The following is a 22,294-nucleotide window of genomic DNA, read 5'->3' on the forward strand; positions in this document are numbered from 1 at the left end:
GGAGTTACCATGTCCACCGTCAACCAGCGGCTGCGTGATGAAGCCCTTGCACACAGTTTGTTTCAATCCCGCTACGCCCACGGTGTGGCTAAAGAAAAGGTGGCACGACTCAATCAATATGATGCTGAACTAACCGCCCGACTTTTTGGGAAATTGGAGAAGGTTAATCCGCAACACATCGAAGTCAAACAGTTAGCCCGCTTATTAGCCAGCGTCCAGGCGGTAAATCAGCAGGCAATGAGTACCCTGTATTTATCGCTCAGCGAGGAATTACGGACCTTTGCCGAGCACGAAGCGGGTTATCACTGCCGTCTCTTTGATACCCTGCTGCCTGATGGGGTGCTACACCGCTATCCCTTAGCGCTTATCACCGCAGAACAGGTTTACGCCGCAGCGATGGCGCAGCCCTTTCAAGGGCGTTTACTGCGCGACTGGGTCAGTCATCTGGAAACCGATCGCTTCCAGCGTATCAACAACGCGGTAAAAAACGGGTTTCTCTTGGGCGATACCGTCGAGCACATCACGCGCAAGGTACGAGGGAGCAGGGCAAAACAGTATCAAGATGGGGTACTGGACATCAGTCGCAAAAATCTCACCAGCGTGGTCAAAACCGCCGTCAACCATGTTGCAGCGGTGGCTCGCGACCAGTTTGCTGAAAATAACGCCGCAATGATAGACAGAAAACAGTGGCTCAGTACGCTGGATAATAAAACCTCGTCGCCCTGTGTTATCCGTGACCGTTTGTGCTACACCCTAGCCGGCCAGCCCCTCGGCCATCACATCCCCTATCTGCCAGGACCGGGACGACTGCACTTCTGCTGTCGCTCAACGGAGACACTGGTCATCAAATCCTGGCGCGCCCTGGGCATTGACTTAGATGAGCTGGACCCGGGCACACGCGCCAGCCTGGACGGGCAAGTGCCTGCGGATACCACTTATTCTGACTGGTTACAGCAACAACCCTACGCGCGGCAAGTCCAAGTCCTGGGTAAAACCCGCGCTAAAATGCTGCGAGAGGAGGGACGGCGTCCCGATGACTTTTTCAGCGACAAAGGGGAATGGCTCACCTTGGAACAGCTGCGTAAAATTACCCAAACAGAGTAAAAAATCAACATGTCAGCACAACTTAACCTGTGTTTGCCTGAAGTATCAAAAACCGGACAGATTAAAGTAGCGTTGACATCATTGACTCGCTGAAAAAATCACAGGAATAACCTCGTGTCACACCATAAAATCTACAGGAGGAACAGCCCCGGGAGGTTTGGATATTTTTGCGATTGTATCCATCACCTTTTCCTGTACTGAACGAGGAGAACGATGCTCAAATTTTCGATTGAAATCTTCAGGAGATTGTAACCATAAAATCAACAGTGCTACTTCCATTTCAGTAAAAATTTTATTAGCGGAGCCTGTAGAAGAATTCATTATTTCACTTATTTTGTTGTCAAATATATCGGTAAATAATTATGTACAGCAACCTAACCCTCCCATCATTTTTGAAACAGAGTGAATAATAGAGTGGAGTGTTGCAAACAGAGATAAACAAGACCGTATTATTATTTGACATAATGAGTTATTTTTCATCGTGTTATCGTAATATTTCTGCACATTAATTTATTAGTGTGATTTTTTGTACCTGTTTTTTCACTATGAGGTATTAAATGAAAAAAATTAATCTACTTTTTACCTGTTTTTTATTGTTATCGGCACAGTCAGTATTGGCGCAATCCGTATCGAAAAATGATTTTATAACCTGTCCGAAATATAAAAATATAAAAAAAGAAGGTCTAACTTATACAGCAGAAATCGATAATAAATTTCAGTGGCTTGGCACTTTATCGAGTCAAGTAACTTTTAACACTATGAAGTTAAAAGAAGTGTCATACTCTGATAAAGGGAAAGGTATTCCTGCATGTCGTTATACTTTGGAAAACACTAGAAATAATAAAAAAAATAAAGAAATGTTTTTATTTCTTGTAAGTAATAAAAGCAACATCGATCCTTATGTTTCATTAACGAGGCAGAAAGATTGGGAAACAATAGACAAGAATGAATACAAATGTAATAAAGAGAAATTAGAAGATTGTTCGTTTACACTGCTTACTACCGATGAAATTAAATAATATGCGTCTGGAAAAACGGATGTTAAGTGATAATTTTATTGAATAGTAGTGACGAAATTGAGCAAAAAACTATTGGGTAGTTCGCATTAAATAGGGTATGTCAGGTTACCACGGGATAGATTAGTGAACACCACTCAACTTCACACAGGCCACCCCAGGGTGGCTTTTTTTATGAACAGCTGTGAGCGGAGGCGACACAGCGCCCGGGTCGGATGACCGGTTAACCCAGCCTATGGGCGGAGACAATAGCAATGAAATTGCACCTCGATACAGAAGGAAAAGCGGTACTGGAAAACGGCATGCCGGTGTATTTGCATGAGGACGGCAAAGCGATCCCCTTTGATGCGGTGGCGGCCTTGAACAAAATTAGCGCCCTCAATGGCGAGGCCAAAAACCACCGTGAGGCCAAGGAAGCACTCGAAGCCAAACTCAAGGCGTTTGCCGGCATTGACGACCCGGCGAAAGCCCGTGAAGCACTGCAAACGCTCACCCACATCGATCAAAAGAAATTAATCGAGGCCGGGGCGGTCGACCAGGTAAAAGCACAAATCACTCAAGCCTTTCAAACCCAGCTTGACGAGGCCAGCAGCAAAAATAAAACCCTGGAAGCCCAGTTGTATCAAGAGATGATTGGCGGACGTTTCAGCAGCTCGACGTTTATCCAGGATAACCTGGCTATTCCGGCGGATTTGGTGCAAGCCCGGTTCGGTCACGCATTCAGCATTGACGCGGGCAAGGTGGTTGCCACGGATACGGCAGGCAACAAGGTGTTCTCACGCCGTCAGCCCGGGGAAATCGCGGAGTTTGAGGAAGCCTTAGAATACCTCATCGAACAGTATCCGCACAAAGACCACATTCTGAAAGCCTCCGGCCACCGTGGCGGCGGCTCACAACCCACACCCCAGCAACACGGACAAAAAACACTCAAACGCAGCGCCTTTGATGCCTTGGACATCGGCAGCAAACAAGCCGCACTCAAAGACGGTATCTCGATCGTCGATTAATTTTACACACGTTACCCTGGAGCAATAGCATGGCAAATACCTTAACGGGGTTGATCCCCACGATTTATACCGCATTAGACAGCGTTTCCCGTGAGCAAGTCGGTTTTATTCCCGCCGTTGCCCGTAACAGCAAAGCGGAAGCCGCCGCTCTCGATCAAAATATCACCGCACCGGTGGCACCGATAGCCAAAACGGTGGATATCGTACCCGGTCCCACGGCGGCAGGCAGTGCGGAACAAACCATCAGTACAGTGGAAGTTAAAATCAGCAAATCTAAAATGGCACCGGTGCAATGGAACGGCGAAGAACAAATGGCTATCGGGTCTGCCGGTACTTATAACCTGCTGTTGGCCGACCAGTTCAAACAGGCTTTCCGCGCTTTAGCGAACGAAGTCGATCACGATCTTGGCGCACTGTACACCGGCTCGGCACGGGCTGTTGGCAAAGCAAGGAGCACCCCTTTGGCGTTAAAGAAGACCTGGCCGATTTTGCTGATGCGCGTCGCGTGCTGGAAGATAACGGGGCCCCGACCACCGATTTGCAAATGGTCTTGGGTTCCGCCGCTATTTCCAACATTCGCGGCAAACAATCCGTCTTGTTTAAAGTCAACGAAGCAGGCAGCGAAGCCCTGTTGCGGGAAGGGACCATCGGGCGTATCGAAGGCTTTAATTTGCACAATTCCGCGGGCATCAAACGGGTCACAGCAGGGACCGGCAGTGGTTTTCTGGTCAACAAAGCGGGCGGTTATCACGTCGGCAATCAGCTCATTACCGTAGACAGTGGAACTGGCACAGTAAACCGAGGGGATATTGTCACCTTTACCGGCGATACGCATCAATACGTGGTGGCCGCGGCCAGCGCCTCGACTATCACCCTGTCTGCACCGGGCTTGTTGCAAGACCTGGCGGACAACACCGCTGTCACGCTGGTTGGTCACTACACCGCTAACATGGCATTCGATCGCAATGCATTCCTGCTGGCGTCGCGGACACCGGCGATGCCTCAAGGCGGGGATATCGCCGATGATGTGATGAATGTCACCGATCCGGTCTCCGGCATGACTTTCCAGGTGGCGCTCTACCGTCAGTATCATCAGATACGCTATGAAGTCGGGCTAGCCTGGGGTGTCGCGGCAGTGAAACCGGAGCACAGTGCGCTGATTTTAGGCTAAGACCGCGGCGTGATAGCCGCTTTATTTTAACTGAATAGAGATAAGCATAAGTCTAACTCATATACCCGTGATCAATGAAGATGCTTGATTTTGAAGTCGATAAGGATCATGCTCATAGCCATGAAAATAGAGCTGACTGCTGACCAGAAAATTACCCTCGAAGCCCAACATCGTCAAAGCCATGACCGCCGTGTCTGTGACAGGATCCGGTGTGTTTTGTTGTCCGCAGACGGCTGGACTCCCCCTATGATTGCTCACTCACAGCTCATTAATGAAACCACGGTGCGGCGCCACCTTACAGACTATCATAAACTCAACAAGCTCAAGCCTGAAAATGGCGGCTCCGATGGCTATCTCAATGCGGAACAGACCACGTCGCTGGTTGAACATCTCACCCAGCAGCTCTACCACCACAATCACCAAATTGTGGCGTATATCGCGGGACGCTGGAACATCACCTTTACCGTATCAGGTCTGTATAAAGGGTTGAAGCAGCATGGCTTTAGCTATAAAAAGCCGAAAGGTGTTCCGCATAAATTTGCCGTTGAGAAACAGCAGCAATTTATAAAGACCTACAGCGAATTGAAAGACGCCGCGGGTAATGACCCCATACTGTTTATTGATGCCGTTCATCCGACACAAACCACCAAAATAAGCTACGGCTGGATACGAAAAGGCCAGGATAAAACGATAGAGACCACCGGGAGCAGAACGCGGTTGAATATCATGGGAGCCTTGAACATCCAGAATGTGGCTAACCCCATAATCCGTGATGATGAGACGATTAACAGCGAAAATGTGGTTCACTTCCTGTCTGCCATTCGCGCGCATTATCCCATCACGACAACGGCACATGTGATCCTCGAGGGTGCAGGCTATCACCGTTCACAGCTTGTGCAAGACGCCGCGCTTACGTTGAATATCCAGCTTCATTACCTTCCGCCGTATAGCCCGAATCTAAACCCGATAGAGCGATTGTGGAAGGTGATGAATGAGCAAACACGAAATAATAGATATTACCCATCTAAACAGAGTTTTAAGAACGATATCTTAAACTTCTTTGAGGTGAAGCTACCACAAATGGCAAGTTCTCTGGTATCTCGCTTAAACGATAATTTCCAGGCGCTAAATCCTGCATCTTGATTTCACTTGGGTATATACCAAAAAGCGGGTCACCCGATTCTTGGGGGCATCATGATATCCTGTCGATCAGTAATCTGTTGAGATAAAGGACACGAGGGGGCTGTTTTCTGTGGAGAACAAACGAGCAGGCGTGAAAGCCACGGACCTTCAGGTACCATCCAAACTTTACAACCCGCAGGAACCGCAGCAGGGGAAGCAAAGGTAAACATTGGCGATAATAAAATTGGTAATAGTGTCAAAAGTTTCTTGGTCCTTTTCATGTAAATATCCTTTTTTTCCGTAACAATCCAAATGTTGTATTTAATGTCACTGTACCATGATGCAATATAAACAGGGTTGCAAGTAAAGGTACGTAATTAAAATACACGACTAACATATTGATTGTAAAGTATATTTTGTGTGAATATGTGGTCTACTTAGTGAGGCTTATGCTTATCCCGAATCGAGGTTATGTTAGGAAAAAGCATGACGAAAAACAAAAAAGACAATACAGCAGTAACGCCGCTTTCAGCACTTATCCCGATGATGCATTCTTCCCCGCTTCACCCTGATGATCCGATAACCGCCAATGTACATCCCGATGAAGTCACCCGTTGGCAGGATGAGGGTTGGCAGCTTGGCGAACAGGAAAAATAACATGCTCATCACGGATATCAATTCACCCGAAAGGGAAAGTTATGCCCGTGTCGCCGATTTGCGACGGCTAGCCAACAAACGGGGTGAGCCACTCCCCGAGGAAGACGCCGCCTGTGAAACCTTGTTGATAAAAGCCATGGATTACCTGGCGGGACTGAACTGGCAGGGCGAACGGACCACCGCTTTTCAGCCCCTGGCCTGGCCGCGCTCAGGGGTTATCTTTGATGGCTATTTATTGCCCAAAGAGTGCATTCCATCACAAGTCCTTCAGGCGCAATGCCGTCTGGCGTTGGCCGCACAGGCTATCGATTTGACGCCGTCGTTTTCAGGTGGCAAGGAAGTTATTCAGGAAAGTGTTTCAGGGGCAATCAGTGTGACCTATGCGTCGGGGTCTGCTTCGTCACCTCATTTTAGCTGGTTGCCTGGCTTACTGCACGGCCTGCTCATCAGCAGCTGCCAAATCCAGCTCGTCAGGGGGTGATGACATGGCGATCAATGATGCAGGCTTACGCCGTGCTGCCGACCGTTTATTGCGTGACAATGGTGTCCCTTATACCCTACAGCGAGGCGGGGGTGTTCAGGTCATCAAAGGCGTTGAAATCGCTGTTCCGCTAGAAAATCACAGGCTGACGGGTGTCATGGCGCGTTACACCACCGGTGAAATTGATGGCACGCTTATCCAACAAGGTGACAGTAAAATGATGGCAACCGCTGAGACGGAAATTTATCAGGGCGATCACCTTCTTATCGAGGGCAAAGCCCATCGGGTGATACAGGTCACTCCCGTGAAACCTGCTGCATTGCTGCTGTGTTATCAATTGTAACTGAGAGCCTAAGAACCTGTTCTAAATCTCTTGTGCTTGCTGATACTTCGTCAAAAACGCGCTCAAAATGCTCATTTACTCTCTGTAAACTGCGCTTTTTCACACGTTTTTTCCTCGTCTGAGCGTCGCTCAAGAAGATTTGGAACAGGCTCTAAGATGACGGATAACAAACCTTTTATGGCCTCCATGACTGCCTTTATTAACCAGAGTAAACAGGCGCATCAGGCACTCCCCCAGGTGCTGGGCATGAAAATATTGGCAAGATTGGTGACAATGTCGCCAGTGGGTAACGCGGACACCTGGCAAGGCAAAGCGCCACCCGGCTATACCGGTGGTCGATTTCGCGGCAATTGGCAGGTGACCTTTGATGTGCCCGCAGAAACAGAAACCGGACGCATTGACCCCCGTGGCAATCTGACGCTAACGGAGGGAATGCAGCAATTAACGCAGTTTACGCCGGGTACGCAGGCCATCTATTTCAGCAACACCGTGCCCTATGCCTATCGGCTGGAGTTCGGTCACTCGAAACAGGCGCCCAACGGTATGGTTCGTGTCACCGCGGAAGCATTCCAGACGCTGTTTAACCAGGCGGTTAAGGAGATGAAAAAATGAGCACGGGACGTATCATGGCGCTACTTGAGCACCATCTGGGCACCTGGGCAGCAAAAAAAGGGGTTCCCGTCGCCAGTCAAAACGTGCAATTTAGTGACACCGGCAGCCTGTATCTGCAATCGTATCTCTTGCCCGCCACCACAGAATGCCTGGATTTAGCGCAAGTTTCACGGGTTTATCACGGGGTCTATCAAATGACCCTTGTGTCCCGACGGGTAGCGGCCAGGCTCAGGTACAGGCTGTCGCTGATGATCTCATCAATCTGTTTGATTTGGGTACTCTTTTAACCGATGGCCTTATCCGCTGTGCAATCATTAGTGTCCTCACAGTATTTGCGGGTATCACGCACTGTCACACCTACAGTCTGCCCCTCAGTCTGCGCTATCGGGCGCATATGATTTGATCGGCGACTACCCCGTAGTGAATTGTTAGAGTGCTTCACATTTGTCAGAGGGTATCTTCACATATAATGTATAGACTAAATATAATTATTGACTTCTTCTGTCACTATTATACGCTGTATAAACATCAATGTTCGGAGGTCTTATGACAGTAGCCATCAAAAAATGGGGCAATAGCAACGGTATCGTCATACCGGCGCTCTTTCTGAAAAAAATTGGGGTCTCTGTAGGTCAAGAACTGGATCTGGAAATCAAAGACGGCACCTTGGTTCTGACGCCCAAACCTAAGCGTTACACCCTGGCCGAACTGATTAAACAATGTGATGCCAGTGCCCCACTTGAAACGGAAGAAAGTGTATGGGGTGACGATCACTCCCCCGTAGGGGAAGAAATATGGTGACACGTAGAAAAGGATTTTCGCGCGGTGATATCGTATTGTTAACACTCAACCCGACTCGAGGAAAAGAACAGCAAGGTGACAGACGACCAGTATTGGTACTCTCTCCTAAAAACTTCAATGATCTTGGCATGGTTTTGATTGCCCCGATCACACAAGGCGGTGCTTTCTCAAGGTATCAGGGTTTCACGGTAACATTATCAGGGAGTGGCGCGCAAACCCAAGGCGTCGTGTTATTAAATCAAAGCAGAATGGTTGATATCACTGCCCGAGACGGTGAATTCATTGAAAAAGCTGATCACATCGTGATTGAAGAAGCGCTCATTAAACTACACACCCTCATCGAATAAAAAAGTCGGACAGCGACCTTATCTTGATCAACTGCCCTCGAAAATTATTTCGTTATCAATTTATTTCTAAACATCCTCTTATTCTCTCAACACTCGGAGACAGCTTATGGGCTTTGCCTTACCAAATGGTGCCCAGGTTTACCTGGCCTCAGACTACGAAACCGCGCTACCGTTTACGGCTATCACGAATGCTGCCCATGCGGTGCTCACGGTGGTCGGCAACGACAAAATTAAAAAGGATGACCTTGTTCACCTGTCTTCCGGCTGGACGGGGCTCAATGAACGGGTTGCTCGCGTGTCGGCGGCGACGGCAACCAGCCTCACCCTGGAAAATATCGACACCCGCCAGACCACACAATTTGTTGCCGGTGGCGGCGCGGGCAGTCTGCGCAAAATAAAAACCTGGACAGAAATCCCGCAAATCAAAGAGGTTGCCAGTTCTGGCGGCGATCAACAAACGGTCAGCCTGCAATTTTTATCCGATACCGTGCAACGCAATATCAACACCGTGAAAGCCCCGCGCACCCTGACTATACCTTGGGACATGATCCTGCTTTGGCGATTTATCCGCTATTACGGGAGACCGATCAGCGTCAGGACGTGGTCGCCTTCTCGATGTTCGTGCCGCAGGCCAAAGAAAAGCGCTACTGGTCAGCGACGGTGGCTTTTAACGAGGTGCCTCATACTGAAGTTAACGCCGTGGAAACGGTCTCATTGGTACTGAATATGCAGAGTCCCGCCATGACATTTTACAAAGAACCCGCTTAAGGAGACACCGTATGTCGATCGAATTTACGTTGCAACCTCAGCCCAGATTTAAAGCCGATGTGGCGATTCCACGCGCGGGCCTGGACGCCGGTATCGTGACCTTTACCTTCAAACATGTGCCGCTCAATGAAATGGCTGAGAGGGAAAAGCGCAAAAACCAAACGGGATTGGATTTTGTTGAGCACATTACCGCCGCCTGGGCGCTGCCCGATGAGTTAAATCGTGACAATCTGACCAAGCTGGCGAATAACTATCCCCAAGCCATTGAAGCTATCATTCACACCTTTTACCGTGAGCTCCTGGGTCAACGCGAAAAAAACTGAGGGCGGTTGCGACGGCGCTCTACACCCCAGCGCCTTGTGCGGAAGAATTAGCCAGCGCAGGCTTACGCCCTGAGGATTTTTCCCCGCAGCCTCTTGAGATTTGGCCTGACATCTGGCCGTCTTTCCTCGTCATGCGGGCGATGTCAACCCAATGGCGCACGGGGATGGCGGGTCCGACTGGCCTGGATTATGGCTGTAGCCGTATAAATTGATTCAAAATAAAGGGTCAGAAAAGAGAGTGTCGATATCGCATTGTCGTTTCCTACGAAGGGCTTTAGCCTGAGCCCATTTGTGCTCAATCGGGTTGAGGTCAGGAGAATACGTCGGGAGATATTCCAGAATAAAACCAGATTTTTGTATAGTAGACTGGATATCCTGGCGTTTGTGAAAGCTCACATTATCCATCACGATAACAGCCCCTTGAGGGATTTTTGGCAGTCAGTCTTGGGTTACCCACGCATGAAAAATATCGCTATTGATATTGTATTCAAAGGCACAAACGGTGGTTAATTTTCCGTTAAGCTGAGCGCCAATGACATTGGTACGTGCTTTAGCGTGCCAATCATGTTGACCGTAACACCGCTTACCTTTAGCTCAATAGCCGTAGAGGCGGGGCATGTCATGAGCAAAACCGCTTTCATCAACGTAAATAATAGGGGTCTCGCTGGCTTCATAGGCCTGGATCTTGACCTGAAAATCTTCTCGGGATTGGGCGTTGGCTTTTGGATGATAAAATGTTTTTTTTATAGCTAAACCCTGCCCGTTTCAACGCATGGCAGATACCTCTAGCGCTCACTCCCATACGTTGGGCTCGCTCGTATTGAGACGCGTCAGGGTAGGTTTCCACATCAAGAATCAACGCCGCTCGAGCTATTTTACTGGCGGGTTTATCACGTGTCAGACAAGGTTCTATTCGTTTAGCCCAGCGCATCAGACTTGCGGTCCCAATACAAAAACGTGTGGCCGTTTGGGCATATGTAAGCTTTTCTTGCTCTTTAATAGCCAATACATGTTGGCGAAATTTTAATGGATAAGTCATCTTGAAATTATACATCAATTTATACAGCCTACGCTATATGGCTGCCTACTCCACGTGATGACTCTACTAGGCGTAGAACCCCGCGCAACCGTTTTTGACGATATTCGCACCCTGGAAAGTATCGCCTTGTCCCTGATCCACTCACGGAGTGCCACATGACAGAGATTGCAACGATTTCGCTACGTGTCGACACCTCAAACCTGGAAAAAGGGGACAGGGCACTGGCTCACTTTGGCGACACGGCCGCGCGTACTGCCGCGCAAGCCGAGGATTTCAATTCATCGTTTACACCGGCCACCCGTACGCTCAATGCGTTCGGCCATCAAACACATCAAGCCAATCTTAGCCTGCAACAACAGCGTGATGAGCTGCACCGCTTATTGGGCAAAATTCATCCGGTCACCGCGGCCTTTGGCAAGCTTGATGAGAGGGAAGCGCAGCTCAGGCGGTATAAAAACTTGCCGTTCCTTGACAAGGACACCTTTGACCAAGCCGCCCGGGCAATTCATCAGGCGCGTGATGAACTCGCTCAAGCGGCCCAAGCGAGAACCGCTGAAGGTCGTGCCGCGGCGGCGCAAGCCGCTGCAGACAAAGTCGCCGCTCAGGCAAAAAACGCCTTTATTGCTAAACTGCGTGAACAAAGTGAATGTCAGGGGAAAACCACTGCGGAGATTTTGGCCTACAAAGCCGCACAATTGGGCGTCACCCAACAGGCTGCACCTTTCATTGCCACACTCAGGGAACAAGAAAACAGCTGGAAAAAAGGCACGATATCGGCGGGTCAATACCGGATGGCATTACGTCAATTGCCGATGCAGTTTACCGACATTGCGACCTCGATTGCCGGGGGGATGCCGCTGTACCTGATTGCCATTCAGCAAGGAGGACAAATCCGAGACAGCTTTGGTGGCATCGCCAATGCACTCAAGGCCATGGGACAGTGGCTGACCCCGACCAAAATCCTGCTCGGGGGCGCCGCGACCGCGCTGGCAAGCATCGGACTGGCCTACTACCGGGGTGCACAAGAAAGCAGCACCTTCAATAAGCAGCTGATTTTGACCGGCCAGTATGCGGGCAAAACCGCCACTCAATTACAACAGCTTGCTAAAAAGCTTTCCGGTGACGGGTTAACGCAATCGGCGTTATCGGCAGCCCTGGCACAAGTGGTCGGCAGCGGCGCGTTTGACAGCACACAAATTGAACAGGTCAGTGTGGCGGCCGCCAAAATGGCGGCGGCAACGGGACAATCCGTCGATGACACCGTCAAACATTTTACCCGCTTACAGGAGGAACCGCTTACTGCGGTCAAAGCATTAGACAAGCAATTACATTTTCTGACGGCTTCCGAGTATGAACAGATAGCCGCGCTGGAACGTGCGGGCAATACTCTAGGTGCAGCACGCCTGGCGATGGAGGCCTATGCCAATGCCCTGAAAACCCGGGCGGATGACATCGTCGCCAATCTGGGTACGATGGAAAAAGCCTGGTACAGCCTGAAAAACACCGCCAAAAGCGCCTGGAATGCCATGCTGAATATCGGTAGGGACAAAACGATACAGGATGAACTGGCCCTGGCGGAGGCGCATTTAAATGCGGCGCGCAAGGGGTTTTTTAATCGTACTCGTATCAAAGCACTGGAAAATAAAAAAACGGCCTTACTGGAAAAGCAATTTCAGGATGAATTAGCCGCGGCGCGTAAAAAAGCCCATCACACCGCCGAAGCAATCGAAAAAGCGGCGCTGCAACGCCGCGACCACTGGCGTGAACGCTATGCCAACCAAGCCCAGCAGCGCAGCAAAGAACTGAAAAAATTTAACGAGATTGCTACCCGATTTAGCCCGCAGGAACAAGCGCGTATCCGTGCGGCTATCGAAGCACGATTTCCCGACGAGAAGCGCAAAAAATCACCCCCTATCCGCCAGGCAACAGGCCGTCCAGCAGCAGTCTACCGTGATGATGCCGCTACCCGCGCCTTACTGGAAAGCTGCCAGCGGGTCGCGATGTTACGTGAACAAGCCACGCTCACCACCTCGATGAGCGAGCAGGAAAAGCAGCAGGTGAGATTCACGCAGCAGATAGCGGATTTAAAAACCAAATCGCTATTAACAGCTGACCAACAATCCCTGTTAGCCCGTGCCAAAGAAATCAATGCCAGCCTGCAACTGGAAGCTCAGCTATCCCGTGAGAACAGCCAGCGACAAAAAGCGCTCGCCGCGCTCAAACAGATGGAAGACACCAGCCAGTCTCTTGCCCGTCTTAACGCTCAGCAGCAGGCCAGGTTTGGCCTCACCGATAAACAGGCAAAACGCGTTGACCAGACCTTTCAGCTGGATAATACCTATCAGAAACAAAAAGAAGGCATCACCGATGCCGAACAATTAGAAAAAATCACCGCCGCCTATCTCAGAGCAAAACAAGAATTACATACCGGTTTTCATCAGGAAAAAATGAACGAGGGCAACTGGCTGGCGGGCATGAAACAAGGAATAACCGAATACGTTGAAACCGCCCATCATGTCTTCGCGGCGACGCAAAAACTGGCTAGCACCACCCTGGGCAATCTGTCTTCGATGATGACCGAATTGACCACCACCGGTCAGGCCAATCTGAAGAATTTTGCCACGGCATTTTTGACAAATATCGTCGATATTATTAATCGCCTACTGATTGCTCAAGCGATACAAGCGGCCATGGGCTGGATAGGGGGGCGTTTACAACTCACCCTGTAAATGCAGCCAGTAGCAATGCACTGGGAACCGGTGTTATGGGCATAAATACTCGCTGGAGCAGTAATGTGCCCAGTCATGCGAAGGGTGGCTACACCGGTGAAGGCGACAAATACCAGCCTGCGGGTATCGTCCACAAAGGCGAATTTGTGATGACTAAAGACGGTATCTGACCTGGAAAATATCAAGAAACGCCTTTCTACCTTGGAAGCCAAAGTAGCGCAGGAGGGGTACTTACTGACGGAAGCCCAACTGCAAGCATTAGAAAAAGTGCAGGATAAACGAGAAGCTCATGGACAAATTGAAACGCAACATCCGGGCTATCTCGGCTCTCAGGATACTTACTACGTGGGGCACATTAAAGGTGTGGGTAAAATGTATCAGCAGAGCTTTGTTGATACCTATTCCAGAGTCGCTTTTGCCAAGGTCTATACAGAAAAAAATGCCTTGGTTGCCGCAGATATGTTAAACGATCAGGTGCTGCCATTATATGATGAGCAAGCGGTTCCCTTATTGCGTATCCTGACCGACAGAGGGTCAGAATACTCGGGGAAAAAGGAAACCCATGCGTATCAGCTTTACCTGGAGCTAGAAGATATCGAGCATACGCGGACCAAGGCATACAGCCCGCAGACTAATGGTATCTGTGAGCGGTTTCATAAGACGATGAAAAATGAAGGCTATGACGTGATGTTTCGGCGTAAAATTTATTCATCATTGGAAGACATTCAGCAAGACATCGATAAATGGCTCGCATTCTACAACAGAGAGCGACCTCATTCAGGCTGGTATTGTTATGGCAAAACCCCCTGGGAAACTTGGATTGCATCAAAAGAGTTAGTAAAAGAAAAACAACTCGATAATTTATTTGAACCATCGCACACTCAGACTACTCTGACAAATTCGATCGCTTAGCTTGTGTCTGCCAGGTTAAGTTTGAACTACTACAAATTACAGTCAGTTGCTAATACTCACTGACATTGAATTTGGTGCATCCAGAAGGATTCGAACCTCCGACCGCTCGGTTCGTAGCCGAGTACTCTATCCAGCTGAGCTATGGATGCATAAACTACATGGCGGTGAGGGAGGGATTCGAACCCTCGATACGGCTCTTAACCATATACTCCCTTAGCAGGGGAGCGCCTTCAGCCTCTCGGCCACCTCACCTACGCTTCTTTCGAATTGCACCTAATCTCCTCGAGAGGCTTATAGGCACCGCGTGGCGCACATATTACTTTCCCACACTTATAAGTCAAACAATTTTTCCCAACTTATATTTCATTTGAACAATCAACAGACAATATGTGCATGTTCCATCCTATCCGATTACTTAGAGCCTATCCGAAATCTCCTGTGCTCGCCGATATAGCTGGACGATATAGCAGTGTAAAAGTTTGAATTTAATCTGACATTTCAATATATTTAATATGAAATGAAGGCGTGTTAGAAATGAATCAAACAGCAAAAATAATCAAACCGAAACTCGGCTTACTTGACCTGGCAAAACAGCTGTGTAATGTTCAGTCAGCGTGTAAAGTCATGGGCTACAGCAGAGACAGTTATTACCGTTTTAAAAAGCTGTATGAGCAGGGAGGTGAGCCAGCCTTGGTGGAAATAAGCCGTAAAAAACCACTCGAAAAAAATCGAGTGGAGCCGCATATATACCCAAGTGAAATCAAGATGCAGGATTTAGCGCCTGGAAATTATCGTTTAAGCGAGATACCAGAGAACTTGCCATTTGTGGTAGCTTCACTTCAAAGAAGTTTAAGATATCGTTCTTAAAACTCTGTTTAGATGGGTAATATCTATTGTTTCGTGTTTGCTCATTCATCACCTTCCACAATCGCTCTATCGGGTTTAGATTCGGGCTATACGGCGGAAGGTAATGAAGCTGGATATTCAACGTAAGCGCGGCGTCTTGCACAAGCTGTGAACGGTGATAGCCTGCACCCTCGAGGATCACATGTGCCGTTGTCGTGATGGGATAATGCGCGCGAATGGCAGACAGGAAGTGAACCACATTTTCGCTGTTAATCGTCTCATCAGACCTCTTCGGAAACTCTGATTTATCTAAATCACGGATTATGGGGTTAGCCACATTCTGGATGTTCAAGGCTCCCATGATATTCAACCGCGTTCTGCTCCCGGTGGTCTCTATCGTTTTATCCTGGCCTTTTCGTATCCAGCCGTAGCTTATTTTGGTGGCTTGTGTCGGATGAACGGCATCAATAAACAGTATGGGGTCATTACCCGCGGCGTCTTTCAATTCGCTGTAGGTCTTTATAAATTGCTGCTGTTTCTCAACGGCAAATTTATGCGGAACACCTTTCGGCTTTTTATAGCTAAAGCCATGCTGCTTCAACCCTTTATACAGACCTGATACGGTAAAGGTGATGTTCCAGCGTCCAGCGATATAGGCCACAATTTGGTGATTGTGGTGGTAGAGCTGCTGGGTGAGATGTTCAACCAGCGACGTGGTCTGTTCCGCATTGAGATAGCCATCGGAGCCGCCATTTTCAGGCTTGAGCTTGTTGAGTTTATGATAGTCTGTAAGGTGGCGCCGCACCGTGGTTTCATTAATGAGCTGTGAGTGAGCAATCATAGGGGGAGTCCAGCCGTCTGCGGACAACAAAACACACCGGATCCTGTCACAGACACGGCGGTCATGGCTTTGACGATGTTGGGCTTCGAGGGTAATTTTCTGGTCAGCAGTCAGCTCTATTTTCATGGCTATGAGCATGATCCTTATCGACTTCAAAATCAAGCATCTTCATTGATCACGGGTATAGAACAAGCGGTGGTGAATATGGCTTACGACTATCCTGCTTATGGTCAGCACCGTGTGGCGAATGAACTTAACCGACAGGGGATAATGATTTCCGGCAGTGGTGTTCGCTCGGTTTGGTTGCGCCCTTATATCTTGATTATTAACTTTCAAAGGTTGATGATCCCCAACTGATCATTGGGATGTCACCGGAGAGTTTGTTTGCGCCCTTAGGCTTTATATCTTGATTATTAACTTTCAAAGGTTGATGATCCCCAACTGATCATTGGGATGTCACCGGAGAGTTTGTTTGCGCCCTTAGGCTTAAAGCTTGTGCAGTCAGATAAAACCCCGGTGACATATTTATCGTCGCCTGTAAGACCGAACGGTATCTTGTGCTAAGAGCACGTATTTATAAGGAAGGTCGGGGCGATCATTTAATTATCTGTTTTTCATGGGAGAATCAGCCATGGACAAGACCTCAGTGGGTATTGATGTTGCCAAATTAAAATTCGATGTTGCAGTGTGGGTAGAGAGAAAAAAGTATAAAACAAAAGCATTCCCGAATACCCCCTCTGGATTTAGCCAACTACTGAAATGGCTTATCCCTTACGGGGATTGTCATATTTGTCTCGAAGCCACAGGGAGTTACAGTGTTCCACTGGCTATGTTCTTAGTTGATAATGGCATTGACGTCAGCCTAGAAAACCCATCACGTATTCATGCCTTTGGTGAGAGTGAACTGAGTCGGAACAAGACGGATCAGGGGGATGCAAAAATGATAGTGCGCTACTGCGCACTGCATACACCTGTCCTCTGGACTCCTCCTCCCTTGAGCGAACGTCAATTAACCGCGCTAGTACGCCATCTAAAGAGTTTAGAGGAAATGAGGCAAATGCAAGAAAATCGGCAATCAGTGGCTGACGATGTCGTTCAATCCTCACTGCTTGAAATCATTTCTGCACTTAAACAACAAATCCAGGCCACCAAAGAAAAAATAAAAAACCATATCGATAACGATCCTGACTTAAAGAAAAATAAAGCGTTGCTGGAGAGTATTCCTGGTATCGGTGAAATACTAAGTGCCAGTTTGCTGGCGTATGTGGGTAATGTGTCAAAATTCACTAACAGTAAGGCAGTGGTGGCCTATGCCGGGCTTAACCCAAAACTTTGTGAATCAGGTTTATTTAAAGGACGGAGCCGCCTATCAAAACGGGGTCATACCGAGCTCAGGAAAGCGTTGTATATGCCCGCTCTGGCTGCCCTTTCTTGTAATCCGATAGTGAAAGCACAGTGGCAACGACTCGTATCACGCCATAAAGGGGGTAAAATGGGCGTCTGTGCAGCAATGCGCAAATTACTCCAACTGGCGTATGGTGTGCTGAAATCAGGCATCCCATTCGATACAAAAATAGCACTTGCATCATGATGGGCAAGACGGTATCTGACCTGGAAAATATCAAGAAACGCCTTTCTGCCTTGGAAGCCAAAGTAGCGCAGGAGGGGTACTTACTGACGGAAGCCCAACTGCAAGCATTAGAAAAAGTGCAGGATAAACGAGAAGCTCATGGACAAATTGAAACGCAACATCCGGGCTATCTCGGCTCTCAGGATACTTACTACGTGGGGCACATTAAAGGTGTGGGTAAAATGTATCAGCAGAGCTTTGTTGATACCTATTCCAGAGTCGCTTTTGCCAAGGTCTATACAGAGAAAAATGCCTTGGTTGCCGCAGATATGTTAAACGATCAGGTGCTGCCATTACATGATGAGCAAGCGGTTCCCTTATTGCGTATCCTGACCGACAGAGGGTCAGAATACTCGGGGAAAAAGGAAACCCATGCGTATCAGCTTTACCTGGAGCTAGAAGATATCGAGCATACGCGGACCAAGGCATACAGCCCGCAGACTAATGGTATCTGTGAGCGGTTTCATAAGACGATGAAAAATGAAGGCTATGACGTGATGTTTCGGCGTAAAATTTATTCATCATTGGAAGACATTCAGCAAGACATCGATAAATGGCTCGCATTCTACAACAGAGAGCGACCTCATTCAGGCTGGTATTGTTATGGCAAAACCCCCTGGGAAACTTGGATTGCATCAAAAGAGTTAGTAAAAGAAAAACAACTCGATAATTTATTTGAACCATCGCACAGTCAGACTACTCTGACAAATTCGATGGCTTAGCTTGTGTCTGTCAGGTTAAGTTTGAGCTACTACAACTAATACACATTAAGACTGTCTTTATCTGTATTACGGCTAACTCTGTAAATTGCTTGGATACGGCATACCTGAGAGACACTACACTTGGTAGCTTCCGTGGTTTCACGAATACTCAGTTTTTGCACATTCCGGTAGTACAGTACTTTCTGGTGGCGTTCATGGTCAGCCTGTTTACCCCGATATTTGCCCAGTGAATGTGCCCGCTCGATCCCCCTGTTTCTGACGCTGGCGGCCGCTCAGCCAGTCTTTGTGCGACATCGCAGCCATCAAGTCTATCAACATATTGTTGATGGCAGTAATGATAGAACGAGTGACAGGATCTGCCTGAGAGGGGTCCTTATCTGACAACACCTGCCATGAAGTCGTAACATCCAAGCTGACAATCCGCGACTCGTGCTGCTCAATCTGCTTTTTCAGAGTCATCCAGTCACTGTTACTCAGGTGTCATTTTCAGAAGACGATCGTACCATTTCATTGATTAAACTTAATCTGTTGTGCATCGAACGCAAGATATTAGTGCAGTGGTTGAAGGCAGGGTTTATAGAAAAATGGCGACTGTTCTTTACCTCAGCAGGAACACCACAGGGAGGAATTAGTACTCCGCAAACAATCTGGCAAACTTCTGCCATATGTTTTGTCTGATCCTGCTTCCAGGCTGGTATCATTCCCGGGATTCACCCGAAAAACCACCACAATTTCATCACGATAAATTTCTATCCGTTTCACCAGCGCACGCAGAATTTCTCGCTTCATCAGAAAATCGTCCGTACTCAGGCGTTCCGTGACCGCAGCAGCAAAATCCTCCACCCGGTTAACCAGTAGCAGCAACTCATGCTGGTTCTCTGTGGCCTGTTTCACCTTCACTCTCTGGCGCGCAAGTTCCGCCAGCCTGAGCGTCATCACTCTGATCCGTGGTTCAAAGTCTGTTTTGCCAATCAGCCCTTCGGCAAAACTATCAATCAATCGGGACCGCCCCACGTTTAGCTGATTTTCTTGCTTTTTCAGACGCTCAGCATCTGCGGTCTGTCCACTGTGCTCTGACGCCTGCGTTAGACGCTGCTCATATTCTTTTTTCAGCCGTTCCGGCTCAGACAGCAGCGCAATGACCTGTGCCCAGACCGTTTCATCCAGCATGGATGTCCTGACCTGTTTATTGTCACACACCCGAATGCCCCCAAAGCGGTAAGCATCCGTCCCAGTACAGTGGTAATAAGAATACTGCGCCCCCCCTTTTGCCGCAGATTTACTGACTTTTTTGCCATAATACGCATAGCGACAGTGGCCGCACACAGTCAGCCCCTGTAAGAGATAAGCGGCTCCCCGGCGCCCCTGTCGTGCATGTCGGCGGTTTTCTTCCAGCTGTTCGTTGACCGTCAAGAAAAGAGCGCTGTTGATGATGGCAGGCACAGGGATCCCGATGCCGTCATCCGGCTTACTTCGTATTACTGAATAACCGTTCTTGAGGATATCTGCACTGTTGCGCGCTGCTCTCACCCGGGGACGGGGGGCGCAGTTTTTCGTTTTTCCGAACACAGCAAGTCCTTTGTAAGCGGGGTTCTTTAACATGCCCCATACCGTACTGCGGTCCCAGCCGGGTTTGCCGGTGGCGCTTTCTATGCCTTTCTCAGCCAGACGTCTGACCACACCGCCTAGACTCAGGCGCTCTATGCCAGCCCAACTAAATATCTTCCTGACCACGGAGGCTTCATGAAGGTTGACAATATACTGTGCGGGTGTCCCGTCCGGCTGCCTGCGGATATACCGATAACCGTAAGGTGCACCGGAAAGGACACCGACATTACCACAGCGTGCACCGTGAAGCTTACCACGCCGGTTGCGCTCCATAATCTTTGCCCGCTCATATTCAGCAAACATCCCCTGCATCTGCAGAAGCATCATGTCTTCCGGCGTGTCGCCGGGGGTGTGACAGATAAAGATAACCTCCACGCCGCAGGCGCTGAACTCTTCCATCAGCAGAGCCTGATAGGCGTATTTACGGTCTAGCCTGTCGGGCGACAGGATGTACAGGCATTCAATATCGCCTGCCGCCGCGTAGTCCCTCAGGCGCTCTAGTTGCGGGCGGATAAGTGTAGCACCGCTGACACCATCATCGATAAAGAGCATGGCGTCAGGCAACACGTGGCCGTCCTCACGGATGCGGTCCTTGATTGCTGCAAGCTGACTGCCGATGGTGCCATTTTTTACCTGTTGCCCGGAAGAAACGCGGGCGTAGAGTGCGACCAGTGCCTTGTTCATAACATTTTGCTCCGTCTAGCGGTTGAGCGGGCAGGAGCCCGGTGAGGTTTGGCCCGGGCCTGGTCGTGAGGGGTAAGCACGTGGTGGTTAACGGGAGTCAGCTGTTCATAAACATCCGTCAGCTGGTCGTCAGAAAACCGGCTGGGCTCGAAAGTGATACGTACGTGTTGTGAAAATGGCTTCGGTTTCATTGCTGAGGGTCACTCCGTGTGCCGTTATCAGTCTCAATAACGAGGGAAAACTCAGTGATGCTCCCATCCGGATGACCAGACTTGAGGCAGCGCCGGTGAAAACGCAGGCCCCAGCTTACGCGAAAGTTTGCACTATTGTTTGCGGAGTAATGGGTACACCATTAGGGATGGAAGTAATTAAGTCAATAACATTATGTCCTTGTAGCAAGATCACAACAATCCAACCGATCACCAAAAAAAATAGAGGAACGGATATTATTGCTGTCCAGCTTAAAGCTCGAAATCCAAACACTACCAACGTAGTAATTGCTATGCCAGTCAGAATCGCAGACCAGATAAAGCCAAGTTGACTACCAAAAGCATGATTTAAGCTCTTAGCAAAAACAGCATTTTGTACACCGAACCAACCTAGCAAACTGATAGCAATCATGAGTCCTATCAGTACTGAACCGAACCGCCCAAAACCGCACCAACGTGACAATAGACTGGTTGACAATCCTTCGCGTGCGCCGGCGATCCCTAACCCAAGACCAATGAACTCCAAAATTAAACTACCAATGAGAGTAGCGAGCATGGCTTGACCGAATGTCATGGAATGTCCCAATGTCGCTCCCAACATAAATTGCGATAAGGCAGTAGTCACACCGATGCGAATTAGGGTAATACTGAATAGGCTAGAGCGCATAGCGAGGGGGACACGACTGAAAGCATGATTGCTATCAACGGTATCGTTTTTGTTCATTTTTATCTCATTTTTTTATAAGGAGTTTTAGCTAAATACTGTAAACTAATTTATTACTGAACACTAGTCGACAAGGTGGGCATAAAACGCCTTATTTAATATTCAATAATTGACTGCCAGAACAAAGGAGTCTTGGTGGGATATATCTATTAAAACCTGTTGCCTCACAAAATTCGATGAATTGACCTAGAAAATGAACACCGGCTTTTTGATAAATTACTCGTAACATGTTTTCTATTGTTCTGTAAGAAAGACTTAATATTTTGCCTATTTCCTTAGAACTCTTACGCTGTATAGAAAAAAATATCACCTCAAGTTCACGGTTGGTAAATGAGTCGTCGGGGGGATAAGAAACTAATGATTTAGGGGATTGTTTTTTTGAGCAGCAAATTAAGGGGGTTAAAAAAAGAGGTTTTTTTATCTGAAAAATAATGCCAATTTTTTCTCTATCTTCACTACGAAGAGGGAATTTTTCGCAAATGTAGGGTTGGATTATTTCTTCAGATCCATAGGGATAAATATCAAGTGAAGCTAAATTTTCTTGCCTCTCTATGACGTTACGATCGTGTTCCTGAAAATTAAACACGAACTCAGCAAT

21 protein-coding genes, 2 tRNA genes and 9 pseudogenes are annotated in these 22,294 nt (G+C 48.4%); 22 read left to right on the forward strand and 10 right to left on the reverse strand.

The window, feature by feature from the left end; all coding sequences use genetic code 11:
• The first annotated feature begins 9 nt into the window (after positions 1-9).
• Entirely contained in the window at positions 10-1,104 is a 1,095-nt protein-coding gene (locus CCS41_RS06570) for a hypothetical protein (protein ID WP_072551164.1), read from the forward strand.
• A 117-nt stretch (positions 1,105-1,221) separates the two neighbouring features.
• On the opposite strand, the gene CCS41_RS06575 is transcribed toward CCS41_RS06570, so the two are convergent.
• Positions 1,222-1,425 (reverse strand): hypothetical protein, encoded by a 204-nt coding sequence (locus CCS41_RS06575; protein ID WP_072551163.1) that lies wholly within the window; start codon positions 1,423-1,425, stop codon positions 1,222-1,224.
• Between the two features lie 236 nt (positions 1,426-1,661).
• Between CCS41_RS06575 and CCS41_RS06580 the strand changes: the two genes are divergently transcribed.
• From CCS41_RS06580 to CCS41_RS06645, 14 genes and pseudogenes are all read left to right on the forward strand, one after another.
• On the forward strand, positions 1,662-2,123 hold the full coding sequence (locus tag CCS41_RS06580; protein ID WP_072551162.1) for a DUF3757 domain-containing protein: 462 nt from the start codon (positions 1,662-1,664) through the stop codon (positions 2,121-2,123).
• Positions 2,124-2,374: 251 nt separating this feature from the next.
• Positions 2,375-3,127, forward strand: coding sequence for a DUF6651 domain-containing protein (locus tag CCS41_RS06585; RefSeq protein ID WP_119797401.1), 753 nt, complete (start codon positions 2,375-2,377; stop codon positions 3,125-3,127).
• Between the two features lie 29 nt (positions 3,128-3,156).
• Positions 3,157-4,298 (forward strand): annotated as a pseudogene (locus CCS41_RS06590) (major capsid protein).
• Between the two features lie 120 nt (positions 4,299-4,418).
• Positions 4,419-5,441, forward strand: coding sequence for an IS630 family transposase (locus tag CCS41_RS06595; protein WP_119797384.1), 1,023 nt, complete (start codon positions 4,419-4,421; stop codon positions 5,439-5,441).
• 465 nt (positions 5,442-5,906) lie between these two features.
• On the forward strand, positions 5,907-6,077 hold the full coding sequence (locus CCS41_RS15625) for a hypothetical protein (RefSeq protein ID WP_162859964.1): 171 nt from the start codon (positions 5,907-5,909) through the stop codon (positions 6,075-6,077).
• Entirely contained in the window at positions 6,022-6,558 is a 537-nt protein-coding gene (locus CCS41_RS06605) for a DnaT-like ssDNA-binding protein (protein WP_205411504.1), read from the forward strand. Before CCS41_RS15625 ends, CCS41_RS06605 begins: the two co-directional genes overlap by 56 nt.
• Positions 6,559-6,562: 4 nt before the next feature.
• Positions 6,563-6,901: a hypothetical protein gene (locus CCS41_RS06610; RefSeq protein WP_119797404.1), complete on the forward strand. Its 339-nt coding sequence runs from the start codon at positions 6,563-6,565 to the stop codon at positions 6,899-6,901.
• 156 nt (positions 6,902-7,057) lie between these two features.
• Positions 7,058-7,513 carry a hypothetical protein gene (locus CCS41_RS06615; RefSeq protein ID WP_119797405.1) on the forward strand — a complete coding sequence of 152 codons (456 nt, stop codon included), beginning with the start codon at positions 7,058-7,060 and terminating at the stop codon, positions 7,511-7,513.
• Positions 7,514-7,527: 14 nt separating this feature from the next.
• Positions 7,528-7,916, forward strand: a pseudogene (locus tag CCS41_RS06620) (phage tail terminator-like protein).
• Between the two features lie 143 nt (positions 7,917-8,059).
• Entirely contained in the window at positions 8,060-8,314 is a 255-nt protein-coding gene (locus CCS41_RS06625) for an AbrB/MazE/SpoVT family DNA-binding domain-containing protein (RefSeq protein ID WP_119797406.1), read from the forward strand.
• Positions 8,311-8,661 carry a type II toxin-antitoxin system ChpB family toxin gene (locus CCS41_RS06630; protein ID WP_162860101.1) on the forward strand — a complete coding sequence of 117 codons (351 nt, stop codon included), beginning with the start codon at positions 8,311-8,313 and terminating at the stop codon, positions 8,659-8,661. Before CCS41_RS06625 ends, CCS41_RS06630 begins: the two co-directional genes overlap by 4 nt.
• Positions 8,662-8,767: 106 nt before the next feature.
• A pseudogene (locus tag CCS41_RS06635) lies at positions 8,768-9,429 on the forward strand (phage tail protein).
• An 11-nt stretch (positions 9,430-9,440) separates the two neighbouring features.
• The gene (locus CCS41_RS06640; protein WP_119797408.1) at positions 9,441-9,752 is read left to right on the forward strand and encodes a phage tail assembly chaperone; all 312 of its coding nucleotides are present in this window, start codon (positions 9,441-9,443) and stop codon (positions 9,750-9,752) included.
• Positions 9,749-9,964, forward strand: a complete 216-nt coding sequence (locus CCS41_RS06645; RefSeq protein ID WP_119797409.1) for a DUF1799 domain-containing protein — start codon at positions 9,749-9,751, stop codon at positions 9,962-9,964. The genes CCS41_RS06640 and CCS41_RS06645 overlap by 4 nt, the downstream gene beginning before the upstream one ends.
• Before the next feature lies 1 nt (position 9,965).
• Here the strand turns inward: CCS41_RS06645 and CCS41_RS17660 are convergent, their stop codons facing one another.
• Entirely contained in the window at positions 9,966-10,157 is a 192-nt protein-coding gene (locus CCS41_RS17660) for a transposase (protein ID WP_240313880.1), read from the reverse strand.
• A gap of 265 nt (positions 10,158-10,422) precedes the next feature.
• The gene (locus CCS41_RS06655; protein WP_119797707.1) at positions 10,423-10,791 is read right to left on the reverse strand and encodes an IS630 transposase-related protein; all 369 of its coding nucleotides are present in this window, start codon (positions 10,789-10,791) and stop codon (positions 10,423-10,425) included.
• Positions 10,792-10,946: 155 nt separating this feature from the next.
• Between CCS41_RS06655 and CCS41_RS17915 the strand changes: the two genes are divergently transcribed.
• From CCS41_RS17915 to CCS41_RS06670, 3 genes and pseudogenes are all read left to right on the forward strand, one after another.
• On the forward strand, positions 10,947-13,520 hold the full coding sequence (locus CCS41_RS17915; RefSeq protein ID WP_119797410.1) for a phage tail tape measure protein: 2,574 nt from the start codon (positions 10,947-10,949) through the stop codon (positions 13,518-13,520).
• Between the two features lie 35 nt (positions 13,521-13,555).
• Positions 13,556-13,690 (forward strand): phage tail tape measure protein, encoded by a 135-nt coding sequence (locus CCS41_RS06665; RefSeq protein WP_119797411.1) that lies wholly within the window; start codon positions 13,556-13,558, stop codon positions 13,688-13,690.
• Positions 13,689-14,432 (forward strand): annotated as a pseudogene (locus CCS41_RS06670) (integrase core domain-containing protein); the annotation flags it as partial. The gene CCS41_RS06665 and the pseudogene CCS41_RS06670, both read left to right, overlap by 2 nt.
• Before the next feature lie 72 nt (positions 14,433-14,504).
• Here the strand turns inward: CCS41_RS06670 and CCS41_RS06675 are convergent.
• Positions 14,505-14,581: transfer RNA gene (locus tag CCS41_RS06675), tRNA-Arg, on the reverse strand.
• A gap of 10 nt (positions 14,582-14,591) precedes the next feature.
• A tRNA-Ser gene (locus CCS41_RS06680) sits at positions 14,592-14,684 on the reverse strand.
• A gap of 282 nt (positions 14,685-14,966) precedes the next feature.
• On the opposite strand from CCS41_RS06680, the pseudogene CCS41_RS06685 reads away from it, so the two are divergent.
• Positions 14,967-15,200: pseudogene (locus CCS41_RS06685) on the forward strand (helix-turn-helix domain-containing protein); the annotation flags it as partial.
• On the opposite strand, the gene CCS41_RS06690 reads toward CCS41_RS06685, so the two are convergent.
• Complete coding sequence (locus CCS41_RS06690) at positions 15,193-16,245, reverse strand: IS630 family transposase (protein WP_119797413.1); 1,053 nt, start codon at positions 16,243-16,245, stop codon at positions 15,193-15,195. The pseudogene CCS41_RS06685 and the gene CCS41_RS06690 sit on opposite strands and share 8 nt — an antisense overlap.
• A gap of 57 nt (positions 16,246-16,302) precedes the next feature.
• On the opposite strand from CCS41_RS06690, the pseudogene CCS41_RS06695 reads away from it, so the two are divergent.
• The 3 genes and pseudogenes from CCS41_RS06695 to CCS41_RS06705 all read left to right on the forward strand — a co-directional run.
• Positions 16,303-16,428, forward strand: a pseudogene (locus CCS41_RS06695) (IS481 family transposase); the annotation flags it as partial.
• Positions 16,429-16,750: 322 nt separating this feature from the next.
• The gene (locus CCS41_RS06700) at positions 16,751-17,710 is read left to right on the forward strand and encodes an IS110 family RNA-guided transposase (protein ID WP_162859989.1); all 960 of its coding nucleotides are present in this window, start codon (positions 16,751-16,753) and stop codon (positions 17,708-17,710) included.
• A 17-nt stretch (positions 17,711-17,727) separates the two neighbouring features.
• A pseudogene (locus CCS41_RS06705) lies at positions 17,728-18,471 on the forward strand (integrase core domain-containing protein); the annotation flags it as partial.
• Positions 18,472-18,506: 35 nt separating this feature from the next.
• Here the strand turns inward: CCS41_RS06705 and CCS41_RS16065 are convergent.
• From CCS41_RS16065 to CCS41_RS06730, 4 genes and pseudogenes are all read right to left on the reverse strand, one after another.
• Positions 18,507-18,948 (reverse strand): annotated as a pseudogene (locus CCS41_RS16065) (recombinase family protein); the annotation flags it as partial.
• A gap of 126 nt (positions 18,949-19,074) precedes the next feature.
• The gene (locus tag CCS41_RS06715) at positions 19,075-20,763 is read right to left on the reverse strand and encodes a recombinase family protein (RefSeq protein ID WP_119797416.1); all 1,689 of its coding nucleotides are present in this window, start codon (positions 20,761-20,763) and stop codon (positions 19,075-19,077) included.
• Between the two features lie 336 nt (positions 20,764-21,099).
• Positions 21,100-21,696 (reverse strand): annotated as a pseudogene (locus tag CCS41_RS06725) (cytosine permease); the annotation flags it as partial.
• A gap of 91 nt (positions 21,697-21,787) precedes the next feature.
• Positions 21,788-22,282, reverse strand: coding sequence for a helix-turn-helix transcriptional regulator (locus CCS41_RS06730; protein ID WP_240313871.1), 495 nt, complete (start codon positions 22,280-22,282; stop codon positions 21,788-21,790).
• Positions 22,283-22,294 lie beyond the last annotated feature (12 nt).

Source organism: Candidatus Fukatsuia symbiotica, from assembly GCF_003122425.1.
GTDB classification, from domain to species: Bacteria; Pseudomonadota; Gammaproteobacteria; order Enterobacterales; family Enterobacteriaceae; genus Fukatsuia; species Fukatsuia symbiotica.